Source organism: Psychrobacter sp. DAB_AL32B (genome assembly GCF_002224105.1).
Taxonomy (GTDB): Bacteria; Pseudomonadota; Gammaproteobacteria; order Pseudomonadales; family Moraxellaceae; genus Psychrobacter.
Map to the genome: position 1 here is coordinate 1 of NZ_NEXU01000017.1, position 23,218 is coordinate 23,218.

Genomic DNA, 23,218 nt, shown 5'->3' on the forward strand with positions numbered 1-23,218 from the left:
CAAGGTTATAAAACACCACTGCTGGAATCGCAACTGCGATCCCCAAACCCGTCATAATAAGCGCTTCGCCAACTGGTCCTGCAACTTGTCCCAATCCCGCCTGTCCACTCACGCCAATATTATGCAGGGCATGAAAAATACCCCACACCGTCCCAAACAGACCAATAAATGGCGCAATCGCTGCCGTCGTACCGAGGATAGGTAATCCACGCTCACTGGCAAAACGGTAACGACCAATATGCTTGAGCAGGGTCTGCTCTATCACCAAACGCCTCGTTGCGGCATCTGCGTCCCTCAATTCTGAGCGCTTGGCTTGAATTTTCTGACTCAAATCGTCGGCAACATTGGCAGCCAATTTGCGGCTTTGTAGTATCCGTATGATACCGGTTACCCAAGAGATAATAGATAAAGCAAGTAGCAAAAAGAACAAGGTTCTGGTCACCATGTCGCTATATTGCCAATAGGTTGTAAAGTCCATGTCAGACTCCTTAAGGTGTTATTGCATTACTTGCTATTTTGTTATTGATGACAGTAGTGCGAGTTAATATGTTATGCCGTATGTCTACGGGACGGTATAGGCGATGGGCAACGTGACATTACCGACGACCGCTGCACCATTTTTCATAAAGGGTTTAAATTTGCCAGAGCGTACTTGGCGTTGTGCTTCTTTATCCAATGCCGCATTTCCAGAAGATTGGGCGACACGCACACTATCAATGCCGCCCTGTTTATTGACTTTCAATACCAGCACAACGTTGAGAGTATCACCTGAATGAGCTCGACGGGCTGCGCGATCGGGAAAGCTAAAGTTCGGTGCAGATGACCAATTGGCAGCGCTGGCGGTAAAGTTTACAGGTGTATCACTTGCGGCAGCCGCAGCGGCTTTGGCAGCGGCGTCTGCTTGGACTTTTGCTCGGGCAGCAGCTTCTGCTTCTTTAGACGCTCTTACTTCTGCCGCTTCTTTTGCATCCGCTAATCTTTTAGTTTCTTGAGCGGCTTTGGCATGAGCTTGCTGTGCTGCTTTTTCAGCTTGTGCTGCCAATATCTTACGTTCGTTATCAGCGGCTAAAGCATCTGCTTGAACTGTTGATATTGACTCTTGCGGTTTTACTTTATGTTTAAAAGGTTCGTTTTCTACAGCCTTGGTTGTATCAGGTTGCGTCTTCGTTTTAGGCTTTTCTGATGTTACCGCTGGTTTGATAGCTGGCTTAGTCTTCGCTAGCGGCTGAGATTCTTTCGCTATTTTAGGTTTAGTGGTAGCGACAGATTTAGGCTGTGGCTGTATAGGTTTTACAGGCTCAGCTGTATCCATCGCAACCTCTGGCTCTTTAATCTCGGCAGGCAGCGTCACCATTTGTATCTCGATAGGTGGCGTGTCTTTTTCTGGTTCAACTTTTATCTCAGGAGTCTTGATCGCCACTAATGCGACTGCTGTCAGCACGTGCAAGCCCACAACTATAACAATAGCCGCCAGTATCAATTTAAGTGGTGGCGCGTCTAAATCCGTTGAACTCATAACACCCTAACTTTTAACCGTCATAGAATGATGGTGATAATAATGCAAACGATAACTATTATCAATGGTAAATTTCTAATATTTCAGCAATTGCATACGGTTTCTCGGACTAAAACTAAGTTTGGTATAGATTTTTATAGTGAGACCTACCCTCGATAACGATCACTGTTAATAAAAATCATTATCATTGATATTGATAATAAGTCTCAATTACTTTACTATAGCTGCTCGTTTGTTATTCCAATTACAAATGAATCGTCGAAAAAATTAAGACTATAAAATATCCAACCATCGATGAAAGTCAGCATAAAAAAACACTTTATTAGCGTCAAACAAACCATTTTTTATCTAGCAGATTTTATAAAATACTGCTCAAACCCATGATATACCGAGTTATTTATGTCTACTACCCTCTCTTCTAGCCACAAAGCTACCCCTGTTTTTAAACGTCCCTTATTGGCTGCCATGATGACCGCACTCGTTGCTACTATCAGTTTGGCAGGTTGTAGCTCACCTGAGTCAAACGACTCTGAGCCAGCAGATGCCAAGACTGAAAACCAAACGGCTGATAATGCCTCGAATGTCGCCAATAATGACGCTGTTTCTGTGGCGACTATCGCCGTCGATACGGTGAAAGGAGATGTCGAATTAGCAATGAATCCATCACCGCTGGTAGTCTATGACATGACGTTAATGCAGGACTTAGCAGCACTTGATGTCGCTGTCGATGGCATGCCAAGTGGTCTAAAATTAGATAACTTACATTCTAAGACACAGCCTGAACCAAAAGATGTCGGTACGGTATTTGAGCCAAATCTTGAAGCGTTAAATGCGATGCAGCCACAAGCTATATTGGTCGGCTCGCGTATGGCAGAAAAATACAATGCGCTATCAAGCATCGCGCCGACGTTGGACATGAGTATTGATACTGCAAATATTTATGCATCAAGCAAGCAGCGTTTGCATGATTTGGGCGCATTATTTGGCAAAAGCGATCAAGCGGCTAAGCTGCAAGGAAATATCGACGGTCTCATTGATGAGACTAAAACCTTGACTAAAGAAAAGGGTAAAGGCTTAGTCGTCATGGTCAATGGCAATAAGCTATCCACCTACGGTGACAAGTCGCGCTATGGCTTTATTCATACGGTACTCGATATCCCAATGGCAGATGACCAAATCTCAGATGCGCGTCACGGTCAGCCCATCTCTTTTGAGTATATCCAAAAAACCAATCCAGACTGGCTATTTGTCATCGATCGCAGCGCAGCAATTGGTGAAGATGGTGCCGGTGCCAAAGCAGTATTGGATAATCCATTGGTCGCGCAAACCAATGCATGGAGTAAAGATCAAGTGGTTTACCTTAGCCCAGACTCTTACCTTGCCTTTGGTGGCTATTATCAGTGGATGCAGGATTTAACCACGATTAAAAACGCCTTTGCTAGCGCTAAATAAACGCTATTACTTTTCGGGCAGCTACTATTAATGTCAGTTGCCACTCCTTATTTTTAAGCCAGTAGCCGTTATGTCGTTATTTTCACCTCGTGCTCACGCCAGCGCTGCTTTGCCAGCCGCTTCGTCAAGTTGGCAAAGCACCAGCAATAGCATTAATCCCAACCATCGACGTGCCGCCATACCGCCGTGGCTGATAAATACCGCTAGCCTCATTATCATGGGGCTATTGGTGTTATTAAGTTTATCAATTGGCGTGGCGGACTTTTCGTGGTCGGGTATATGGCAAAGTCTTATCAATCATAGCGCCAACTCCGACAGCTCACTGCTGCTGGTCAGCCGACTACCACGTACTATTGCGATCATTTTGACCGGTGTTTCCATGGCGGTGGCTGGGATGATTATTCAAGTGGTGCTAAAAAACCGCTTCGTTGAGCCATCAATGGTCGGTGCTACTCAAAGTGCAGCGCTAGGATTATTAGTGGTCAGCTTGCTGTTTCCAGCCAGTGCGCTCATTGTCAAAATGGGCGTGGCTACCATTACTGCCGTATTTGGCATGATGCTATTTATGCTATTAATCCACCGCATTCCGCCGACTGATTTTTTGATGATTCCACTGATTGGGATTGTCTTTGGTGGAATTATCGAAGCGGTGACGACGTTTATCGCCTATCAAACAGAATCGCTACAAATGCTAAGCGTTTGGCAATTTGGTGACTTCTCTGGTGTATTAGCCGGTCGTTATGAGCTGTTATGGCTAACAGGTGGGCTATGTGTCATCGCTTATATTATTGCCGACAAACTGACCATCGTCGGTTTGGGCGATAATATAGCGCTCAATTTAGGCATTAGTAAACGGCAAGTCACGTGGATGGGCGTTGGGATGGTGGCGATGATGAGCGCTGTCGTCGTCGTGACGGTTGGCATGATTCCTTTTATTGGTTTGGTCGTACCCAATATTGTCAGCCGATTGATGGGTGATAAGTTGCGCCGAAGCTTGCCAGCGGTCGCGCTATTGGGTGCTTCAGCGGTGCTATTCTGCGATATTATCGGGCGCTCCATCCGCTATCCATTTGAAGTCCCTGTTGCTACTGTTTTTGGGGTGGTCGGCACGGTATTGTTTTTATGGCTGTTATTACGTGCTCCTGCGGAGTCATGACATTTATGACAGGCTCATTATAACGGACTCATAGTTTTTGCCATAACTATGACACTTTGATCATCGATCATCTTACTTGCCATTCTCTTTTATAAGATTAGCGTATGCTTTTACATTCTGCCTCCACCACCACCACCACAGATACGGATACTCATAGTGAGTCATCAAAGCATACAAAGCTATCAGGATTTTGGGCAAGGTTGTGGCTAGCCATCACTCAACATCCAAAATCCATTGCTACCATTATCTTACTCATCTCAGCTATTTTATTTTTGACCATTAACGTCAATGGCTATTGGGATTTTGCTTTGCCGCTACGGGGTAAAAAACTGCTGGCTTTAATGGTAGTTGGCTATGCAATTGGCGTATCAACCTTATTGTTTCAAACCTTGACCCATAACCCTATCCTCACGCCCTCTTTATTGGGATTTGACTCGCTATATGTGTTGCTACAAAGCTTATTGGTGTTTTTCTTAGGCGCAATTAGCTTTACCAGTATCAACCCAATCGTCAAATTTACGCTTGAAATCATCTTAATGTTTGGCGCGTCATTATTGCTATTTCGACTGCTGTTTTCAAAAAGCAGTCAGGATTTGACGCGGCTGATATTAGTGGGTGTTATCTTTGGGGTATTGTTTCGCAGCCTATCCGCACTGATTGCACGGCTGATTAATCCTGATGACTTTGTGGTGGTGCAATCTGCCAGTTATGCACAATTTAATACCGTCAACCCGCAGCTACTGGGTATTAGTATTTCTATCTGTGTTATTAGTGCGCTGTTTATCTGGCGCTGGCGCTATCAATGTGATGTATTGATGCTTGGCAAGGCACAAGCGATTAACTTGGGTATTAATTATCAGCGCTTAGCATTTGGGCTCTTAACCGTCATTGCAGTATTGGTCGCCACTGCCACCGCATTAGTCGGTCCAGTGACTTTTTTCGGACTATTAGTCTGCGCCCTGACCAATCGACTTGCCCGCCACATGTATCATAGTGAACGGCTGATATTGGTCAGCTTGGTGGCGATGATTTGCTTGGTACTTGGTCAGACCATATTTGAGCAAGTACTGGGCATGGCAGGCGTATTATCGGTCGTCATTGAATTGGCAGGCGGCTTGGTATTTTTAGCCTTAATATTTATGAGCCAACGCCGCTCGAGCTAAAAGCTCTAAACATTTATTAAAATTCAGCTCATAGATACTCAAAATGAAGTAAAAACAATAAAGTAAGAATAATTATGATAAAAATAACGGGCGTATCGCATCACATTGGTAAACAGCAGATTCTACATGACATCAGCTTATCGTTGCCAAGCGCACAAGTGATTGCACTTATTGGCCCCAATGGCGCTGGTAAATCTACCTTGTTTTCACTGATGGCACGCCTGCAACCATTGCAATCTGGACAAGTATGCTTTGCTGAGCATGATATCGTCAGCTGTCATGCGCGGACACTGTCTAAAACGGTGGCAATGCTTGGGCAAGACAATCAAGTGCAAGGGCGACTGCGCGTGCATGAGCTGCTGATGTTTGGGCGCTATCCGTATCACCAAGGGCAGCCAACAGCGAACGATCAGCAAAAAGTGCAAGAAATAATCGAACGCTTTGAGCTTGAGCCACTTGCCGAGCGCTTTTTATCGTCCTTATCAGGTGGACAACGGCAACGGGTGTTGATTGCGATGATTGTCTGCCAAGATACGCCGTATTTATTGCTTGATGAGCCGTTGAACAATTTGGATATGTATCATGCTGGACGCTTGATGCGCGAGCTGCATGAGTTAAGTCATCACCAGCAAAAAACGGTAGTGATCGTCTTACATGATATCAATCAAGCCGCGCAATTTGCCGATACGGTAGTAACAATGAAAGAAGGTAAAGTCATGGCAGTCGGTCGACCGGTTGATGTCATCACGCAAGCAACGATGAAAGAACTATACAATGTTGACGTTACGGTGCTGAATCATCAAGGGCGTCCAGTGATTGTCGATAGTTTTTGATGAACAGCTAGGGGTTGAATAATGCTATACGTCAGTAATTTTTATTATACTTTTCTTTATATCTCGCGACATTTTTAAGCGTTGTTGTCGTCCTTTCCACCACAAATAAACCCCAGTACCAGACAACACCGCGACCGCTAACCCAATCAATGCTAAGAATATCTGATATGCCAAATGACCTATGCCGTGACCGATATGCCCCATGTGCAAGGTTGAGAGCCATTGGTCGGTTTTATTGCCAAATGACGCGTTTTGATAACCAAAATTCACGCGCTCGACACTGCCTGTTTTTGCATTCACCGTAATCGATGACGCGCCGCCTTTTTTGCCAATATCTTTATTGGTTTTAAAGCGCATCTGCCACTGCTTGTCTTCCTCGACCCAGCGAATTCCCAATAGTTGCTGTACGCTTAGACCGTTTTTCTGCGCGGCAATAGTTGCTTGCTTGCTGACATATTCGATACTATTGGCTTTATTGATTACATCATTAATTGCATCAGCACCTATTTTACTACTAACGCTAACTGGCATCGTATTTGGCAGAATTTGCGCGCTGGTTTTATCTGCTTTTTTCGATTTCCCTCCCTTACCATCTTTACCTTCAAGCCCGACTACCACTTGCATTACTGGCTTATAGACCTGCTGTAAATTAAAACCTACACTCGACCATGCAATCACAAACAACATAATCCACAACCATAAGCCAAATGCTTGATGCACATCATAATTCAGCTTAAAGATATTGGTTTTGGTACGAATTTTCCATGCAGGTAGCCAGCGTTTAAAAAAAGAGGCGCGTTTTTTAGTAGAGATTTTGTTGCTAGTACTGCTATTTTTAACTGCTCTTGGAAAGGTTAAATAAAAGCCAATAAAGCAATTAAGCGTCCAAACCAGCGCCACAATACCTAATATCAACTTACCGATATCACCGAGCAATAAATCACGGTGCAGCCAAAATACCTTGTACATGGTATTGCGCCAAGCCCATTCGTTTTTATCACGTGTCCCCATTATTTCAGCCGTAAAGGGGTTTATATAGACCTCTTGGAAGGGAGGCTCAGGCGCTACTTTCACGTCGCCCTTGTATTTATCAACCACAAACACAACAGCGCGGTTAGGCTCGACTGTCACTGCAAAGGCTGAAAAACTATATTCTGGATAGCTACTAATTACTTTGTCATGAAGGGTTGCAATAGACAATACTGGTGTCTGCGCTGGCTTAACATAAGCCAAACGCTGATTGAACACATCGTCTAGCTCATCATGAAACGCTAATAACGCCCCAGTGATTCCAGCCATGATTAAGAAAGCCGCCATTACCAGCCCTGTGTAACGGTGAATCCATAGGCAAATGCGGCGCGGGTGAATTGAAAATGAGATCATGAGTGCTGAATCTTTATAAATGTAGATGAATAGGTGTGATACCACTAAATAAAAGTTAAAAACTATCTCTAAAAAAGCGCAATAAAAAAGTCAGCCCTCTATAAAGAGCTGACTTTTTAAACACGATCCAATTCTCTTTGCTTTTTTTAGAACTAGAACTGATACGTCAATGACGCTTTGATATTACGACCTTTTTCAAAGTCAGTGCTATCATCTTTTAAAGGATCCAATCTTGATGCATGACTGGCATAAGCTTCATCGAAAAGATTGTAAACACCGACCGTCGCTTTTAGTCCTTCAATTTGTCTTGGCGAATAGTTCATAAAGATATCATGGACGTCATAGCTTGGTTTTTCAATATCATTTGCGCCAGTATTTGGCATCACTGAAGCGACATACGTACTGCGCCAGCCAATATCTGTCGTTTCTGTTGGGCTATAAGCCAGGTTGACCATATATTTATCACCTGATTCTGAGCTGCTTCCGGTCACTGATGGAATGCTGTAGCCCGTATTTTCACCTTTACTGCGCGCGCGCGAATAGCTCAAACCCATACTAAAATCATTCATTTTATAATCAGCGGCAAGCTCAATACCTTTAATCTTGAAATCTTCAGTACTATTGACAGTACCTTGACAACGGTTTCCATCGTCAGCTTTGTCATAAGTTTGGAATGGTGTTCCACTCTCACAATTCAGACCTGGACGCGTACCACCTGATCTAACAAACTCAATATAGTTTTCGATATCAGTTTCAAAGTATTTACCGCTTAGTTGCAGTGCATCTCCAGCTACCGTTAGGTCGCGCAAGGTTGTAACGATACCCACTTCAGCGTTAGAGCCTTCTTCTGCTTTTAAGTTATTATTAACGTAAGTTTTATCACCATCTGAATTAAAGATGGTTTGGCTTAAATCAGGACCATTAAATAACTGTGTGTAGCTAGCGAATACTTGCGTCAGTGGTGCAATCTCATAGCTTGCGGCAAGCGCGCCGACGACATTATCATAAGTTTTTCCACCAGCGATAAAGTCAGGAGATTTGTAGCGGTCATAACGAACACCTGGTGTTAGGCTAAATTTGCCCATTTGCCATTGGTCTTCTAGATAAATAGAAGTGTTTGTTGCCTGATCTGACCCTTTTTTGACGAAGTCGCGCTCCATCTCTGATTCTTTCTTGTAATGCTCAACACCAGATATCAGCTTGTGGGTGCCAACATTGGTAGCAATGTTACTGGTGTTTTGGATTTTTGCGCCTGTGGTTTGAACTTCAGCGTTAAAATCAAAGCTACCTACATAGGAGGAATCACGTAAAATACGGGTTTTGGTTTGATACACATTGGTATCTACATTAACCAATGGATTGCTAGGATTGAACTTATAATCAATACCATACGTATCGCGCTTTACTTGTTGTGGGATTACCTTAAGACCTCCAGTATTGGGACTACTTGGAAAGTCTGGGCGGAATGGGAAAATACCTTTCTTTTCAGTGCTACTAAAGTTTGCGCCAATATGGTGGTCATCTGCAATATACGCACCAGCTTTTAATAAGATGCTTTCAGTTTTACTGTCTTCAAACAGCTCACGACCGTTACCATCTTCGCCAGAATCGGCATCACGCTTGCCATAATAAGCCAGTAAGTCAACATTCTCCGTTGGTGCGGCAAACACAGTCGCTGACGTTAATAGCTCGTCGTTATTACTAGCGTATCCTGCATGAACTTTAGCACCGATTCTTTGGCCAGGTTTTAACAAGTCGGCCGCATCAACGGTGGTAAAAGCCACTGCACCACCAATGGCATCGTTTCCTAACGTCACTGAGTTATTACCAACTGAGACATCCGCTTGCTTGAGTAAGTCAGGATCAAGGGTTAAATCACCCATATGATAAAACAGTTTGCCTTCTTGACGAGCACCATCGATAGTGACTTTTAGGTTGCTATCTTCAAGACCACGAATACGAATACGCTGATTGACCGCTGAGGTACCACCTACGGTAACCCCGGGAACGACATTCAAAAAATCGCTCAAATGGCTAGCTTGCTGCGCTGGCGTATAGTCCTCTATATAAACAGAATCTTCTTGCGCTTTTTCACGGACTGAACTGTTGGCAGTCACTGTGATGGTCTGTAATGTGGTACTAGGCATATCTTCTACAGCGGCTGCACTCGCCGCTTGCGAGCCTTGTGACCATAGTACCGCTGCTACGCCCATGGACAATACGCTCAATCGACTAGAAAACTTTACTTCACGCATAACACACTCACTTTATCTACTATCAGAAATTAGGATTTTAAAAACGACGTTTGAAAATTAATTTCAAGACCGTCTATCAATGGTCTGTACCAAAACAACCTTTTAGAAGGTTGGTGTTTGAATAAAAACTAAGCTTGGTATTTAAGTAATAGCCAAGGCAATACGCGAATAACATTATTAATGTTAATGATAATGATTAGCGTTTAATAATGAGAGGCATAATAACGAAGTATTAACAATTTGGCAATAATTAATGTCAGAAATTTATATCGATAAATTATGCATGCTTTTTTACTTTGTCTCTGCTAGATATGTAAACCTTTAAGATACGGCTCTCTCAGTGATTTTAGCCACCAACAAGGTGTGCTAATCCATCAGTCAATTTCGATCAATAAACCTCTTATATAAAAAAATCATTGCAATATGCGGTCGTTTGCCTATACCCTTAGATAGTTGACTAATTAGTCAGGTTTAAAATTACGACTATTAGTCAGATTAAAAAACAATAGCTATCTGCTTATATTTATTAACATCAGGATAAGTGCAACGCTTTGGTAGTTGGATTAGCAATGTGAAACTTTAGAGAGCTAGCAATTTGCCTATCTCATTTGTTTATTCGAAATTTTGCTTAATTATCTACACAGAGTTTGGACTAAAACTCACTTTACAAGGAAGTTAAGATGAGTGAACATACTCAAGGGAACCCCGATTTACTGTATGGACTGCATGACCGTCCTGCCCCCGCCAAAGCATTTTTAGGTGCTATACAGCACGTACTTGCCGCTTTTGTCGGTATTATTACCCCTTCTTTAATCATTGGCGGTGCCTTAGGCTTAGGGGAACACATTCCCTACCTTATCAGTATGTCTTTGATGGTATCTGGGGTTGCAACCTTTATTCAGACACGTAAGGTTGGTCCGGTAGGTTCCGGCCTTATGGCACTACAAGGCACCAGCTTTGGTTTCTTAGCAGCCGTACTTGCCGCTGGTTTTGTGGTAAAAAATAAGGGTGGTAGTCCAGACGAGATTCTCTCTGTCATCTTTGGGGTCTCATTCCTTGGCGCATTCATTGAGATATTCTTAAGTCAGTTCATTACTAAGCTTAAATCGCTGATGAGCCCTATCGTGACCGGTTGTGTCATTGTCACTATTGGTCTGTCATTGACCAAGACTGGTTTGACCGATTTGGCAGGGGGCGTTGGTGCTGAGAACTTCGGTAGTATGGAGAACCTATTACTAGGCGGTGGTGTACTGGTGAGTGTGGTACTGATCAGTATCATCGATAACAAAGTCATTCGCTCTAGTGCTATCTTTATTGGTCTGATGCTAGGCTTAATCGCGGCAATGTTTATGGGACGTATTGACTTCTCGTTAGTCTCTGAAGCACCTTTACTTACTATACCAGTGCCTTTTAAATTTGGTTTTGGCTTTGACTGGCAGGCGTTTATTCCTATCGCCTTTATGTATGTCATCACTAGTATTGAGACTTCAGGCGACTTGACCGCAACCTCAATGATTTCAGGCGAACCTATCAAAGGTCCGGTATACGAAAAACGTATTAAAGGCGGGGTGTTAGGCGATGGTGTTAACTCTTTGATTGCTGCCGTATTTAACACTTTCCCAGTGACTACTTTTAGCCAGAATAACGGCGTGATTCAAATGACGGGTATTGCCAGTCGCTATGTTGGTCTTTATGTCGCTGCTATCATCTTCACGATGGGTCTGTTTCCTGTCCTTGGTGCTATTTTTACCCAACTACCAAAGCCCGTTGTTGGTGGCGTGACCCTATTGATGTTTGCAACGGTAGCCACTGCTGGTATTCGCATTTTATCAACGGTTGATTTTACCCATCGTAATATCTTGATTATTGCGACCACACTAGGTCTAGCAATGGGTATTGCCTTTGTCCCTGATGTATTCGCCCAAACGCCGCAGTTGTTCCGTAATATCTTTGGTTCAGCCGTAACGATGGCGGGTGTAGTCGCTATCACCCTTGATATGATTTTACCGAAGAACTATGGGTCTGAATACGACACACCAGAGCAAAATGCTAAAGTTGAAGAACAGATAAACCTTCTCAAAAAAGCCTCTTAAAAAAGTATCCCAATAGCAGTTTTATCCATAAGATAAAATAAAGACTCAGCAGAATATCCTGCTGAGTCTTAAGCTCTGCTTTAATGATAGCAGCCTTAATAAAGCTTATATCATCAAAGGGTTTTTAGGATAATTATATATAATAAAACTATGAACTTATTCGATGCCACAACCGCGTAAGATAAACGGTACTAAAAAGTCAGCAGCACGGGCTTCATCTTGCTCATCGTAAGCCTCTTTTTGCATCAAGCCGACGATTTCTGTTTCAAACTCTGCATATCGCTGTGTCGTTGCCCAAATTAAAATCAATAGCTGCAACGGGTCGGCAATAGCGATTCTGCCTTGCTCGTGCCATGTTTTCATTACCTGTGTTTTATCAAGCGCCCAGTCTTTCATCACCGTTGACATGAAATCATGTAAATGCGGTGCCCCGCCGATGACCTCAAGGGCAAACAGCTTATGGCGATTTGGATTGGCAAACGCTTGATGTAATTTGGTACGGACGAACTTTTCAATGACCGTTTTTGGATCACTATCTACCGTCATGGTCACCAACCCCTCATTCCATTCTTGAATAATAGAACGCAAGACCACTTTGTATAGATTTTTCTTATTTTTAAAGTAATAATGAATATTGGCTTTTGGTAGCCCTGCTCGATCCGCGATACCTTGCATCGTGGCACCGCGATAACTTTGCAGCACGAACTCTTCTTCAGCGGCTATCAAAATCACCGCTTGATTTTGTGCACGAATATCCTGCTGATTACGATGAACGGTATTCTCAGAGGAAGTAGGTGGGTTTTCTTTGCAATTTTGAGTCATGGAATAAACCGTTAGACATTATGGTGAATAAACGACCATATTCCAGTATATTATTAGGACAGACAGTAAATTATCGTCCTAATTTTATGAAATATAGCCAATAACAGAAAATATTTTGCATAAAGTAGTTGACCATTTGGTCAGGTTTAAGCAGAATGGTTAATATTAAACCAATTAGCACTGAATCGATACTACTTTAGCATGGGTTTCTCCCCTCATTTATATAATCAAGAGACATCACCTTCTCTTTGTAAATTCATACTAAGCAATTCATACTAAGCAAAATGCTTTATCAAAAAACAAGGATGTTACCGTGAGCTTATCACTATCGCAATTTAATGCCCTCTCGCAAGCCGATGCGACCTCACAATTATTGACCTGTTGTACCAGCACCAGCTGGGCAAATACTTTAGCAGATGCACGTCCGTTTGCAGATCTAGACGCTTTACTTACCTCTAGCGATGCGGCATGGCAGCAAGCGCAAACAGAAGAAGGCAATTTACTAGAAGCCTTTGATGGTCATCCACAGATTGGTAATGTCGATTCATTAAAAGAAAAATATCGCAATACGCAAGACAGCGCGGCGCATGAGCAATCAGGTGCCAATGACGCTGATGACGCTGTGATTGAAGCGTTGGCGCAAGGCAATCAGGATTATCTCGATAAATTTGGCTTTATCTTTATCGTCTTTGCAACCGGTAAAAGTGCCCAGCAAATGCTGGATTTATTGCAAGCACGTTTACCAAACGATCGCGATACTGAACTATTAAATGCAGCCACTGAGCAAAACAAAATCACGCGTTTACGTTTACAAAAACTGCTGAGCGACGCTTAAATCTTGCCCAATTAGACCAACATATATAAAAGGAATTATCATGTCAGGTACTCTCTCATCACATATTTTAGATACCCATCTTGGCAAACCTGCCGCTGATATAGCAGTGACGCTACATCGCGTGAGCGCCAGTGGCGAGCCGTCATTATTGGCAAACGGTGTTACCAACGCTGATGGTCGCGTGACTACCGACGGTTGGGTATTTAACCCAGAAATTGATATTGCCGAGTATCATTTAGATATCGGTCGTTATACGCTGACCTTTGATACCCAAGCGTATTTTGATGCACAAAAACTAACGGTATTTTATCCGCAAGTGGTCATCGATTTTATGATACAAGATAATGGTCACTATCATGTGCCGCTACTGCTTAGCGCACACGGCTACGGTACCTATCGCGGATCATAATTTTATAGCTTTATTACTCGAAGCCTTATAAAAATAAGGCTAAACGAGCGCTGGAAAATTAAACGTCTGACAGTGAGGTCAGTGGTTTAAGACCAAATAAATAATGCTGGTATCGCTACGTTGTATCACAATCTTTTATAATAACGAAGGTGAGCAAAAGTCGTTACGAGTTACCAAGATATAATAATATAAAGGACATTGACAACATGGGTGCATATCTTCTCGATTGGCTAAGTTTATTCTTCCGCTGGTTTCATGTTATCGCTGGTGTGGCGTGGATTGGCGCATCATTTTACTTCGTATGGCTAGACATGAGTCTTCAGAAGCCACCAGAATGGAAAGCCAAAAAAGGTATTTCAGGTGATCTTTGGGCAGTTCATGGTGGTGGTTTTTATGAAATTGCCAAATACAAGCTCGAACCTGAAGAGATGCCGAAAACCCTGCATTGGTTTAAGTGGGAAGCCTATACCACTTGGCTGACCGGTATGGCGATGCTCATCATCGTCTACTACATCAATGCGACGGCTTACTTGATTGATCCGAGCAAAGTTGATTTTGGTAGCAATGTTGGTGCTATATCGACCAGTCTATTGTTCTTATTCGGTAGTTACTTTATTTATGAAGTCATTGTACGCAGCAATGTCGGCAAAAATAAACTGGCATTTAGTATCACTATCTTTATACTAATGATCATTGCCACGTGGGGTTCTTATCAGCTGTTTAGTGATCGTGCTTCCTTTATCCATGTCGGTGCCATTTTAGGTACAATCATGGCAGGTAACGTTTTCTTTGGGATTATGCCTGCTCAGCGCGCCTTGGTAGATTGTGTACGTCGTGGCGTAAAACCAGGTCCAGATGTAGCAGCTTTAGCATTGATGGCTAGAAACCGCTCATTGATGAATAACTACTTTACCCTACCGCTAATTTTTATCATGATTAGTAATCACTATCCAATGATGTATTCACATGCGCATGGTTGGTTGGTATTGGTATTCGTCGGTATCATCACTGCAACGGCTCGTCATTACTTCAACGAAAAACACTTGGGCCGCCAAAAACCAAAATTCTTAGTAATTCCTGCGATAGCAACCGTATTGTTGATTATTTGGATGCGTCCAGAACCTATTAAGCCATTGCCAGTTCCTGTCATACCTGTGGCATCTGCAACAGAAACTGCTGCTCCAGCACCGACAGATACGCCACCTGCTGTAGCCGGAGATACAGCCGCCGTAGCACCTGCTGCTGGCCCTGCTCCTAGTGCAGATACGACTGCCGCAGTGGTACCTGTTGCATCATCAGCTGACGACGCTATCATGGCAGTGGTACATACAAAATGTAGCGTTTGTCATGCTGCGCAGCCTACCCAACCCGGATTTTCAGCGCCACCACTCGGTTTTATTGTACAAACGCCAGAAGATATGAAAATCAATAAGGCAAAAATAGTCACTGCATTGCAAACTAACTATATGCCACTGGGTAATATCACTCAGCTAAGCGATGAAGAGCGTCAGCAGCTTATCGCTTACACTTCAGGTTTATAGTAAATACTGTATCCATGCTTAAAGCAGTGATTGTAAAAACGATGTTTATAAAGACAATGTTCTAATGATTGGTAACGCTGATTTTTAAAAGTCAGCGTTACCAACAGCTATTTTATCGATATGTATCATTCAATGATTACTGCCCAAGCAACAACGGTATCCCCTGCCCCAGCTTTACCTTATTTCGTTTCAGCTTTCGTTTATCTAGGATAATGACAATGACAAAAAAAATAACCAGCGACTTTGATCAAGCGAGCTATCCGCGTGACTTAAAAGGCTATGGCGAAAATCCACCAAACGCCAAATGGCCGGGCGGCGCTAAGATTGCCGTACAGTTTGTGCTAAATATCGAAGAAGGTGCAGAGAACAGTGTCTTGCATGGCGATGGTCAATCAGAGCGTTTCTTATCAGACGTTTTAGGTACGCCAGAATTTAACAACCGTCACCAGTCAATTGAATCAGCCTTTGAATACGGTAGCCGTGTTGGTGTTTGGCGTGTCTTAGACACCTTTAAAGAGTATGGTTTACCCATTACTACCTTTACTTGTGCTGCCGCTGCTGAAAAAACACCGCATATCGTCGAGCGCATATTAGAAGACGGTCATGAGATTGCCAGTCACGGACTGCGCTGGATTACCTATCAATATATGTACCGCGAAACTGAGCGTGAGCATGTACGCCGCGCTACTGAAATTTTCGAGAGTATGGTCGGCAAGCAGCCGCTTGGCTGGTATACCGGTCGCGATAGCCCAAATACTCGCGAGCTGGTCGCTGAACAAGGCGGCTATATTTATGACTCTGATTCTTATGCGGATGAGCTCCCGTACTGGCTCAATGTCAAAGTAGAAGAAGGTAATAAAATTGCTCGCAAACCGCATTTGGTCATCCCTTATACGCTTGAGACCAATGACATGCGTTTTTCTTCAAGTCCTGGGTTCACCAATGCCGAACCTTTTTATCAATACTTAAAAGACAGCTTTGATACCTTGTATGAAGAAGGTCAAGACACGCCAAAAATACTAACGATTGGCTTGCATTGCCGCATCATTGGTCGTGCTGGTCGCATTAAAGCGCTCAAACAATTTCTACAATACATCACCAGTAAACCCGATGTTTGGATCTGCCGCCGCGATGAAATCGCCAAGCACTGGTATGAAAATCATCCAGCAACGGCTGATAACACCGCCAACTGGATGTAGCTAGTTACTAAACGTATCATCATATTAATCAGCACCTACGTAGTAGCAACCACGTAAGCTAAGTGATGATACGCTCAAGGCAGTTTATTACCTCAGCCATTTCATTGCGCCAAAATCATATCTTGTGTCCTGTATTTGCCTCGTTTAAATCAGTAAGTGCTAGCGACACTGGCTTTGATTGTTTGTTACTATAAATTTCAAACTGCGGATTAACTGTCTTGCTGCCTAACTGTCTTGCTAACTAACGATAACAATCGTGAAGCGCTAGAAAAAGCTCACGAATAAAAACCACGAATAAAAACATAGTGCCATTAGCGACCGCTGCCGGTCTATCACTTAATAAGTTACTAAAACAACTGAATAAATGATATTACTAACTAACATAAAGGTGAACTTATGAAAACCACAATAATTGCTCAACCTTTAACCAAAGCTGCTTTTGCACCCTATGGCTCAGTGATTGAGCCTTATGATGATGAAGAAAAATGTCCTGAAAACAGCTGGGATATTAACCGTGGCTTTGCCTGTCGTCATGATTCTATCTCAAAAGTTCAAAATGACGGCGGTGAAGTTGGCTTTAGTATTTTCCGTACCAAAAGACGTGACTGCCCCATTACCTTATCGGTGATGGAATATCATCCGTTTGGTACGCAAGCCTTCTTTTCTATGAATAGCACAGACTATATAGTCGTGGTGGCAAAAGCTGGCGAGCCACCAAAATCAGCGGATGATTTAGAAGTTTTTTATGCCCGTTCGTATCAAGGTGTACAGTATGATGCCAATGTTTGGCATCATCCGCTACTGGCGCTAAAAGCTGATTGTGACTTCTTAGTGGTCGATCGCATCAATGGTGATGGTAATAACTGCCATGAGTTCGAAATTGATAATTGGGAAGTTTGCGTTGATGTCTCTACTGAGGAAGCTAAGTCAAATAGAGCAAAGGCTAATGCTGTTTAGAAGTTATATAAATAGTATTTTGATTGTGCTTTAATTTGACTGCACTCTAATTTTATTGTGCTCTAAAAAGCTCACTGGTAGCAGACATAACAACAATCGATATAAAAGAATATTAAATAAAATTCTCTAGAATGATTATCAAGATTTTTAGAGAAACAACACTCTGTTTTAACGAAGACAACAAGGAAATCCAATTATGTCAACTAAAAGTACTTATTACGCACCTACAGGCGGCTTGCCTCCTCAAACACAATTACTATCCGATCGCGCTATCTTCACCGAAGCTTATGCGATTATTCCAAAGCGCGTATTAACGGATATTGTTATCAGCTATCTGCCGTTTTGGACAGGTATGCGCATGTGGGTACTGGCACGCCCACTTTCAGGTTTCTCTGAGACTTTTTCACAGTATATCGTCGAAGTTGAGCCTAATGGCGGTTCAGAAAAGCCTGAGCTAGATGCCAACGCCGAAGGTGTTGTATTCATCGTTGAAGGCGAAATGGATATGACTATTGAAGGTGAGACGCATCATCTTGAAGCGGGTGGTTATGCATTCTTACCACCTGGCTGCAAATGGTCATTGAAAAATAATAGCGACAAGCACGTTAAATTCCATTGGATCCGCAAAGCGTATCAACATTGCGAAGGTATTGATGTGCCTGAAGCCTTTGTAACAAGCGATCACGATGTTGAAGCGATTGAGATGCCAAACACAGGCGGCGTATGGACAACCACTCGATTCACAGAGCAGTCTGATATGCGTCACGACATGCATGTAAACATTGTGACTTTCCAGCCAGGCGGCGTGATTCCATTTGATGAAACTCATGTGATGGAACATGGTTTGTATGTACTAGAAGGTAAAGCCGTCTATCACTTAAACGGTGAATGGGTAGAAGTTGAAGCAGGTGACTTTATGTGGCTACGCGCATTCTGCCCACAATCTTGTTACGCCGGCGGACCTGGTCCATTCAGATACTTACTATACAAAGACGTGAACCGTCATATGCCGTTTATTCGTCCAGTAAAATAAGCAATATGGAATAATGACCAGAACAATAATAAATAGTATAGAGCCATAATCGTTAATTCGAACACGTCATTTATAATTTTTAATAATAGAGCCAGCTAATTATGATTAGCTGGCTTTTTATTTTTATGCTAAATTTAGTATTTTTAAACAGCGCTTTCATCAAGCAATACTAAAACATTAACCACTTTACTTGTTTTTTACGTACTACTGTACTAGAATACTGAAACAGGATAGCCATTTATCTCTTTTTTTATGAAGATTAAATATTATGAGTACTGACCCTTACCGTAGCTTATTAAACCATTTAGCCAGTTGTAGTGACAGCACCGATATCGAAATGCTGCTAAATGCACTGCTAACCGATAAAGAGCAATTTGAGATTGCCAATCGTATTCGTATTTTTGATTTATTAGCGCGCGGCGTTACCCAACGTGAAATATCTGAACAGTTAGGCGTCGGTATTGCAACGGTCTCTCGCGGTGCTAAAGCCATGCAAATTCACGATGTTAGTGCTTTATTAGCGACGCATCGAGAAATTAATGGCTAATTAATAAATAGCATGTTGGTAAAAAATTGAATTTAAAAGAGGGAGTGTGGGCAAATGAAAGCTTATGTAAGAACAAACGCACAATCTATGGAGGTAGAATTACAAGATATTGCGGTGCCTGAAGTTGCTGAGCAAGAAGTACTCGTCGAGATGAGTGCCTTTGGTGTCGGCATTCATGACCGCTACTTCATACCGAGCGATGCTAACTTTCCTTATACGATTGGTTTAGAAGGGTCAGGTGTCATCAAAAAGATCGGAAATGGCGTCAGAGATTTTGTCATTGGCGACCGAGTTATCTTAAATAGCAGCAGTCTTCCTAAAGGAGGGTGCTGGGCTGAATATACCGTCGTGCCAAGCGATATGCTCATATTCCTACCTGAATCGATGGACTTTAATGAAGGGGCTACCATCTCTGTCGCAGGCAAAACAGCGATGGAATGCATGGGCGCACTTGATTTGAACGAAGGAGATACCCTATTTATTGCTGGCGCTTCAGGAGCAATCGGCAGCTTGGTCATTCAGCTTGCTGTAGATAAAGGGGTACGCGTTATCGCTTCTGCGTCCAAAAACAATCATGCTTATATGCATGCGCTTGGCGCCGACATAACGGTTGATTATAAGGATGCTGATTGGCAAGAATCTTTATTAAAAATCCTACCAAACGGTGTCGATATCGCGCTTGCCATTCAACCTAATACCGCGAAGGATAGTATGGACGTTGTAAAAAACAGCGGCACGGTTATTACGGTTTCTGGCGATTCAATAGCTGCAGAACGCGGCATTACAGTATCTCAATTTGAACACCTCCTCAGCTGGCAAGAAGCCCTTAATGGTTTAATTGGTAATATTACTGCTGGAAAAGTAAAAATTATTATCGAAAAAATTTATCGTTTTGATCAAGCACTTGAGGCACTTGCAAAAACAGAAACCAGACATGCACGTGGCAAAATCGTTGTGAGTATTTAACATTTATTAGATACAAACGCAGGCAGCGTATGTCGTCTGTTTTCGCCTTATTCATATTTTCACTTTATTAATAATTGAACCAATTCGGATATTGTTATGACCTCTTCGACACCCCAGCAACATCAACCTACTGCTATTGATATTCCTAGCAAGCCGCAACGCATAAAACTCACGCAGGATATTGATTTTCTTGCTTTATTCAAACGCATTGAGCGTGCTTTTGACACTTGCTATTTGCTCGAGTCCTTGGGCGAAGATAGCCATATGTCACGCCATCATGCTATTGGTTTTGATCCGATTATGACCATTGCTGCTATTGACCGCACTACCCTTGCGATTACCGATAATAAAACTGCTAAAACTGACCATTATCAGACTGACAATCCATATCAATTACTACGCAAAATTACTCCACAGCATGTCATCGCCCGTGAGCAAAGCGGCGGTTTGGTGGGTTATTTGGGCTATGACAGTGTCAATTTCTTTGAGCCAAGCTTGAATGCTAAGCCGAGCGAAGACTTTGAGCCATTTAAATTTGGCGTCTATCTAGACGGCTTAACGCTCGATAAGATGACCGGTGAAATTTTCTATTTTTATTACCCTACTGCACAGCAAGAAAACCGCATCGAGCAAATCAAAGCCTTGCTTGATACATCAATTCCAAGTTACCAACCACCCACAGTTGAGTTTTTGGGTGATGGTATGAGTCAAGATGAACATGCCAAAGTAGTGATGCAAGTGAAAGAAGACATCATTTCTGGGCGTATCTTTCAGTGTGAAGTCGGCTTTAAATCCAAGTATCGCATTGCGGGCGATAAGATGCCGATTTATGAAAAGCTGCGTGCGGTCAATCCATCACCGCACATGTACTTTATGAAATTTGCTCAGCAGTGCATCATAGGCGCCTCGCCTGAATTGCTGTTTCGCTTGCGTCAAGGCGAAATGGAGACTTATCCACTTGCTGGTACGGCAAAGCGCGGCATCGATGTCGCCGAAGACCGTCAGCTTGCAAGAGCATTACTGAATGATGCCAAAGAGATTGCTGAGCACAATATGCTAGTCGATCTGCATCGCAATGATATTGGGCGCGTCGCACGATTTGGTACGGTAAAAGTGCGCAATTTGATGGATATAAAACGTTTCTCACACGTGCAGCATATCTCTTCTGAAATCGTCGGTATTTTGCATCCTAATGAGGATATGTTTAGTGCGCTTGCCAGTAATTTTCCTGCTGGTACGTTGTCAGGTGCGCCAAAAGTTGAAGCGATTAAAGTGATTAATGAGTTAGAGCCAGATGGTCGCGGTGCTTATGGCGGCGCGCTTGGGTCGTTTAACTTTAACGGTGATTGTATCTTTGCCATCCCTATTCGCAGCTTATTCATCAATGGCGAATCAGCCTACGCCCAAACCTGCGGTGGCAATGTCTATGACTCTAATCCCGCTGACGAATACTTAGAGATTCAGCGTAAGCTTTCCGCCATGAAGATCGTATTAGACAGTTTTATGAATCCGTAAATTGATTATATTTTTGCCAAAGAGTTGATAACCAATGAATGTTTTAATTATAGATAACTACGACTCGTTTACCTTTAATCTTTACCAATATATTGGTGAGATTTTACAGACGATGGATAGTGATAAAGAAGCAAACGTCATCGTTAAACGCAATAATGAGATGACTTTAGCAGAGGTGCAAGCAATGAACCTCGACCGTATTATTATCTCACCTGGCCCTGGTGCGCCTGATGATCCTGCCTATTTTGGTATTTGTGCAGAAGTGATTGAAGTGATGGGCAAGACGACACCGCTATTGGGTGTTTGCTTGGGTATGCAGGGCATCGCCCATGTATTTGGCGGTGACGTGGTACGTGCCAGTGTACCGATGCATGGTAAAGTCTCAGCGATTCTCCATGATGGTGTGGGAGTTTATCAAGGCTTACCACAAGAGATAGAAATCATGCGCTATCATTCATTGATGGTACAGGCGGATACCCTACCAAATTGCCTAACCATCACTTCAGTCGTTAGCAATGATGACAATGCGCAGTTAAGCTTAACTGAATCAGCATTAGCAGGCGATGAAATTATGGGCGTACAGCATAAAGATTATCCCATTCAGGGCGTACAGTTTCATCCTGAATCGTTTGCGACCGAAGGTGCCAAGCGCTTGCTTACGAACTTTTTATTGCAGGTGTAATCTGAAAAAAATCATGGATTATTGATAGGGTAATAAAAAAGGCTGACTTTTGAATAAAAAGTCAGCCTTTTGCAAGTTATTGCTCAATACGCTGCAAAAATGCCTGCGTACGCGGATGCGTCGATAACTCAAACATCTGCTCAGCGCTACCCTCTTCTACTACTTGACCATCTTCAATTAACACCACATGGTCAGCGACATCTCGCGCAAATTTAATCTCATGAGTCACGACCACCATCGTCCAGCCTTCCGATGCCAGCTGCTTCATGGTCTCTAACACATCTTGTACCAGTTCTGGATCAAGCGCTGACGTCGGCTCATCGAATAACAATAATGACGGCTCAATAGCCAGTGCACGAGCAATACCAATACGCTGCTGTTGACCACCAGACAATTGAAATGGGTATAAGTCCGCCTTATCTGAAAGGCCTACTTTATCGAGTAACGCCAATGCTTGCGTACGTGCTGCTGCCTTGCTAGTACCTTGGACAACGACAGGCCCAAGCATTAAGTTCTCGAGTGCAGTCTTGTGCGGAAACAAATTATAAGACTGGAATACCATCCCTGACTTACGCTGCAAGGCTAGTAAAGTTTTTTTATTAGGTTTGGCCGCAAAGTCTACCGTCAAGCTCCCATCATCAAAAGCAATGATGCCTTGATCGGGAATCTCAAGCGCGTTAATACAACGTAAGAACGTCGTTTTACCCGAACCTGATGGCCCTAATATCACCACCACCTGACCTTTATGAATGGTCAAATCAATGCCTTTAAGCACTTGATTGCTACCAAAGGCTTTATGAATATTAGTGACTTGAATCATGAAAGTTCCTATTACGCGTATCTTGATTATGGTGCTTATAT

The 23,218-nt window shown here is 42.9% G+C and carries 21 protein-coding genes; 15 read left to right on the forward strand and 6 right to left on the reverse strand.

What is annotated here, in order from left to right:
• A partial coding sequence (locus CAN34_RS01595; protein ID WP_089554143.1) for a MotA/TolQ/ExbB proton channel family protein occupies window positions 1–478 on the reverse strand: 478 nt, incomplete at its 3' end.
• An 84-nt stretch (window positions 479–562) separates the two neighbouring features.
• A complete protein-coding gene (locus CAN34_RS01600; RefSeq protein ID WP_089554144.1) occupies window positions 563–1,516 on the reverse strand; it encodes an energy transducer TonB in 954 nt (317 codons plus the stop codon).
• A 399-nt stretch (window positions 1,517–1,915) separates the two neighbouring features.
• On the opposite strand from CAN34_RS01600, the gene CAN34_RS01605 reads away from it, so the two are divergent.
• From CAN34_RS01605 to CAN34_RS01620, 4 genes are all read left to right on the forward strand, one after another.
• Window positions 1,916–2,968 (forward strand): siderophore ABC transporter substrate-binding protein, encoded by a 1,053-nt coding sequence (locus tag CAN34_RS01605; protein ID WP_089554145.1) that lies wholly within the window; start codon window positions 1,916–1,918, stop codon window positions 2,966–2,968.
• A gap of 70 nt (window positions 2,969–3,038) precedes the next feature.
• Window positions 3,039–4,124, forward strand: coding sequence for an ABC transporter permease (locus CAN34_RS01610; RefSeq protein ID WP_254423047.1), 1,086 nt, complete (start codon window positions 3,039–3,041; stop codon window positions 4,122–4,124).
• Between the two features lie 104 nt (window positions 4,125–4,228).
• A complete protein-coding gene (locus CAN34_RS01615; RefSeq protein ID WP_089554146.1) occupies window positions 4,229–5,287 on the forward strand; it encodes an iron chelate uptake ABC transporter family permease subunit in 1,059 nt (352 codons plus the stop codon).
• A 74-nt stretch (window positions 5,288–5,361) separates the two neighbouring features.
• Complete coding sequence (locus CAN34_RS01620) at window positions 5,362–6,120, forward strand: ABC transporter ATP-binding protein (protein ID WP_089554147.1); 759 nt, start codon at window positions 5,362–5,364, stop codon at window positions 6,118–6,120.
• Between the two features lie 24 nt (window positions 6,121–6,144).
• Here the strand turns inward: CAN34_RS01620 and CAN34_RS01625 are convergent, their stop codons facing one another.
• The gene (locus tag CAN34_RS01625; protein ID WP_089554148.1) at window positions 6,145–7,503 is read right to left on the reverse strand and encodes a PepSY domain-containing protein; all 1,359 of its coding nucleotides are present in this window, start codon (window positions 7,501–7,503) and stop codon (window positions 6,145–6,147) included.
• A 152-nt stretch (window positions 7,504–7,655) separates the two neighbouring features.
• Window positions 7,656–9,758 (reverse strand): TonB-dependent receptor, encoded by a 2,103-nt coding sequence (locus CAN34_RS01630; protein WP_089554149.1) that lies wholly within the window; start codon window positions 9,756–9,758, stop codon window positions 7,656–7,658.
• A gap of 680 nt (window positions 9,759–10,438) precedes the next feature.
• On the opposite strand from CAN34_RS01630, the gene CAN34_RS01635 reads away from it, so the two are divergent.
• Window positions 10,439–11,851 (forward strand): uracil-xanthine permease family protein, encoded by a 1,413-nt coding sequence (locus CAN34_RS01635; RefSeq protein ID WP_089554150.1) that lies wholly within the window; start codon window positions 10,439–10,441, stop codon window positions 11,849–11,851.
• A gap of 156 nt (window positions 11,852–12,007) precedes the next feature.
• Here the strand turns inward: CAN34_RS01635 and CAN34_RS01640 are convergent, their stop codons facing one another.
• Entirely contained in the window at window positions 12,008–12,673 is a 666-nt protein-coding gene (locus CAN34_RS01640; protein ID WP_079692396.1) for a TetR/AcrR family transcriptional regulator, read from the reverse strand.
• Between the two features lie 313 nt (window positions 12,674–12,986).
• Between CAN34_RS01640 and uraD the strand changes: the two genes are divergently transcribed.
• The 10 genes from uraD to CAN34_RS01690 all read left to right on the forward strand — a co-directional run bounded on the left by uraD (window position 12,987) and on the right by CAN34_RS01690 (window position 22,357).
• Window positions 12,987–13,508, forward strand: a complete 522-nt coding sequence (gene uraD, locus CAN34_RS01645; RefSeq protein WP_089554151.1) for a 2-oxo-4-hydroxy-4-carboxy-5-ureidoimidazoline decarboxylase — start codon at window positions 12,987–12,989, stop codon at window positions 13,506–13,508.
• Between the two features lie 40 nt (window positions 13,509–13,548).
• Window positions 13,549–13,917, forward strand: a complete 369-nt coding sequence (uraH, locus tag CAN34_RS01650) for a hydroxyisourate hydrolase (protein ID WP_079692398.1) — start codon at window positions 13,549–13,551, stop codon at window positions 13,915–13,917.
• A 206-nt stretch (window positions 13,918–14,123) separates the two neighbouring features.
• Entirely contained in the window at window positions 14,124–15,458 is a 1,335-nt protein-coding gene (locus CAN34_RS01655) for a urate hydroxylase PuuD (RefSeq protein WP_089554152.1), read from the forward strand.
• Window positions 15,459–15,676: 218 nt separating this feature from the next.
• On the forward strand, window positions 15,677–16,657 hold the full coding sequence (gene puuE, locus CAN34_RS01660; protein ID WP_089554153.1) for an allantoinase PuuE: 981 nt from the start codon (window positions 15,677–15,679) through the stop codon (window positions 16,655–16,657).
• A 396-nt stretch (window positions 16,658–17,053) separates the two neighbouring features.
• Complete coding sequence (locus CAN34_RS01665; RefSeq protein WP_089554154.1) at window positions 17,054–17,614, forward strand: ureidoglycolate lyase; 561 nt, start codon at window positions 17,054–17,056, stop codon at window positions 17,612–17,614.
• 196 nt (window positions 17,615–17,810) lie between these two features.
• The gene (locus CAN34_RS01670) at window positions 17,811–18,647 is read left to right on the forward strand and encodes a bifunctional allantoicase/(S)-ureidoglycine aminohydrolase (RefSeq protein WP_089554155.1); all 837 of its coding nucleotides are present in this window, start codon (window positions 17,811–17,813) and stop codon (window positions 18,645–18,647) included.
• 268 nt (window positions 18,648–18,915) lie between these two features.
• Window positions 18,916–19,194, forward strand: a complete 279-nt coding sequence (locus CAN34_RS01675) for a Trp family transcriptional regulator (RefSeq protein ID WP_089554156.1) — start codon at window positions 18,916–18,918, stop codon at window positions 19,192–19,194.
• 54 nt (window positions 19,195–19,248) lie between these two features.
• Entirely contained in the window at window positions 19,249–20,160 is a 912-nt protein-coding gene (locus tag CAN34_RS01680) for an NADP-dependent oxidoreductase (RefSeq protein WP_089554157.1), read from the forward strand.
• 96 nt (window positions 20,161–20,256) lie between these two features.
• Window positions 20,257–21,675: an anthranilate synthase component I family protein gene (locus tag CAN34_RS01685; protein WP_089554158.1), complete on the forward strand. Its 1,419-nt coding sequence runs from the start codon at window positions 20,257–20,259 to the stop codon at window positions 21,673–21,675.
• 34 nt (window positions 21,676–21,709) lie between these two features.
• Window positions 21,710–22,357 (forward strand): aminodeoxychorismate/anthranilate synthase component II, encoded by a 648-nt coding sequence (locus CAN34_RS01690; RefSeq protein WP_089554159.1) that lies wholly within the window; start codon window positions 21,710–21,712, stop codon window positions 22,355–22,357.
• Window positions 22,358–22,433: 76 nt separating this feature from the next.
• Here the strand turns inward: CAN34_RS01690 and CAN34_RS01695 are convergent, their stop codons facing one another.
• Window positions 22,434–23,177, reverse strand: coding sequence for an amino acid ABC transporter ATP-binding protein (locus CAN34_RS01695; RefSeq protein WP_089554160.1), 744 nt, complete (start codon window positions 23,175–23,177; stop codon window positions 22,434–22,436).
• Window positions 23,178–23,218: the final 41 nt, after the last annotated feature.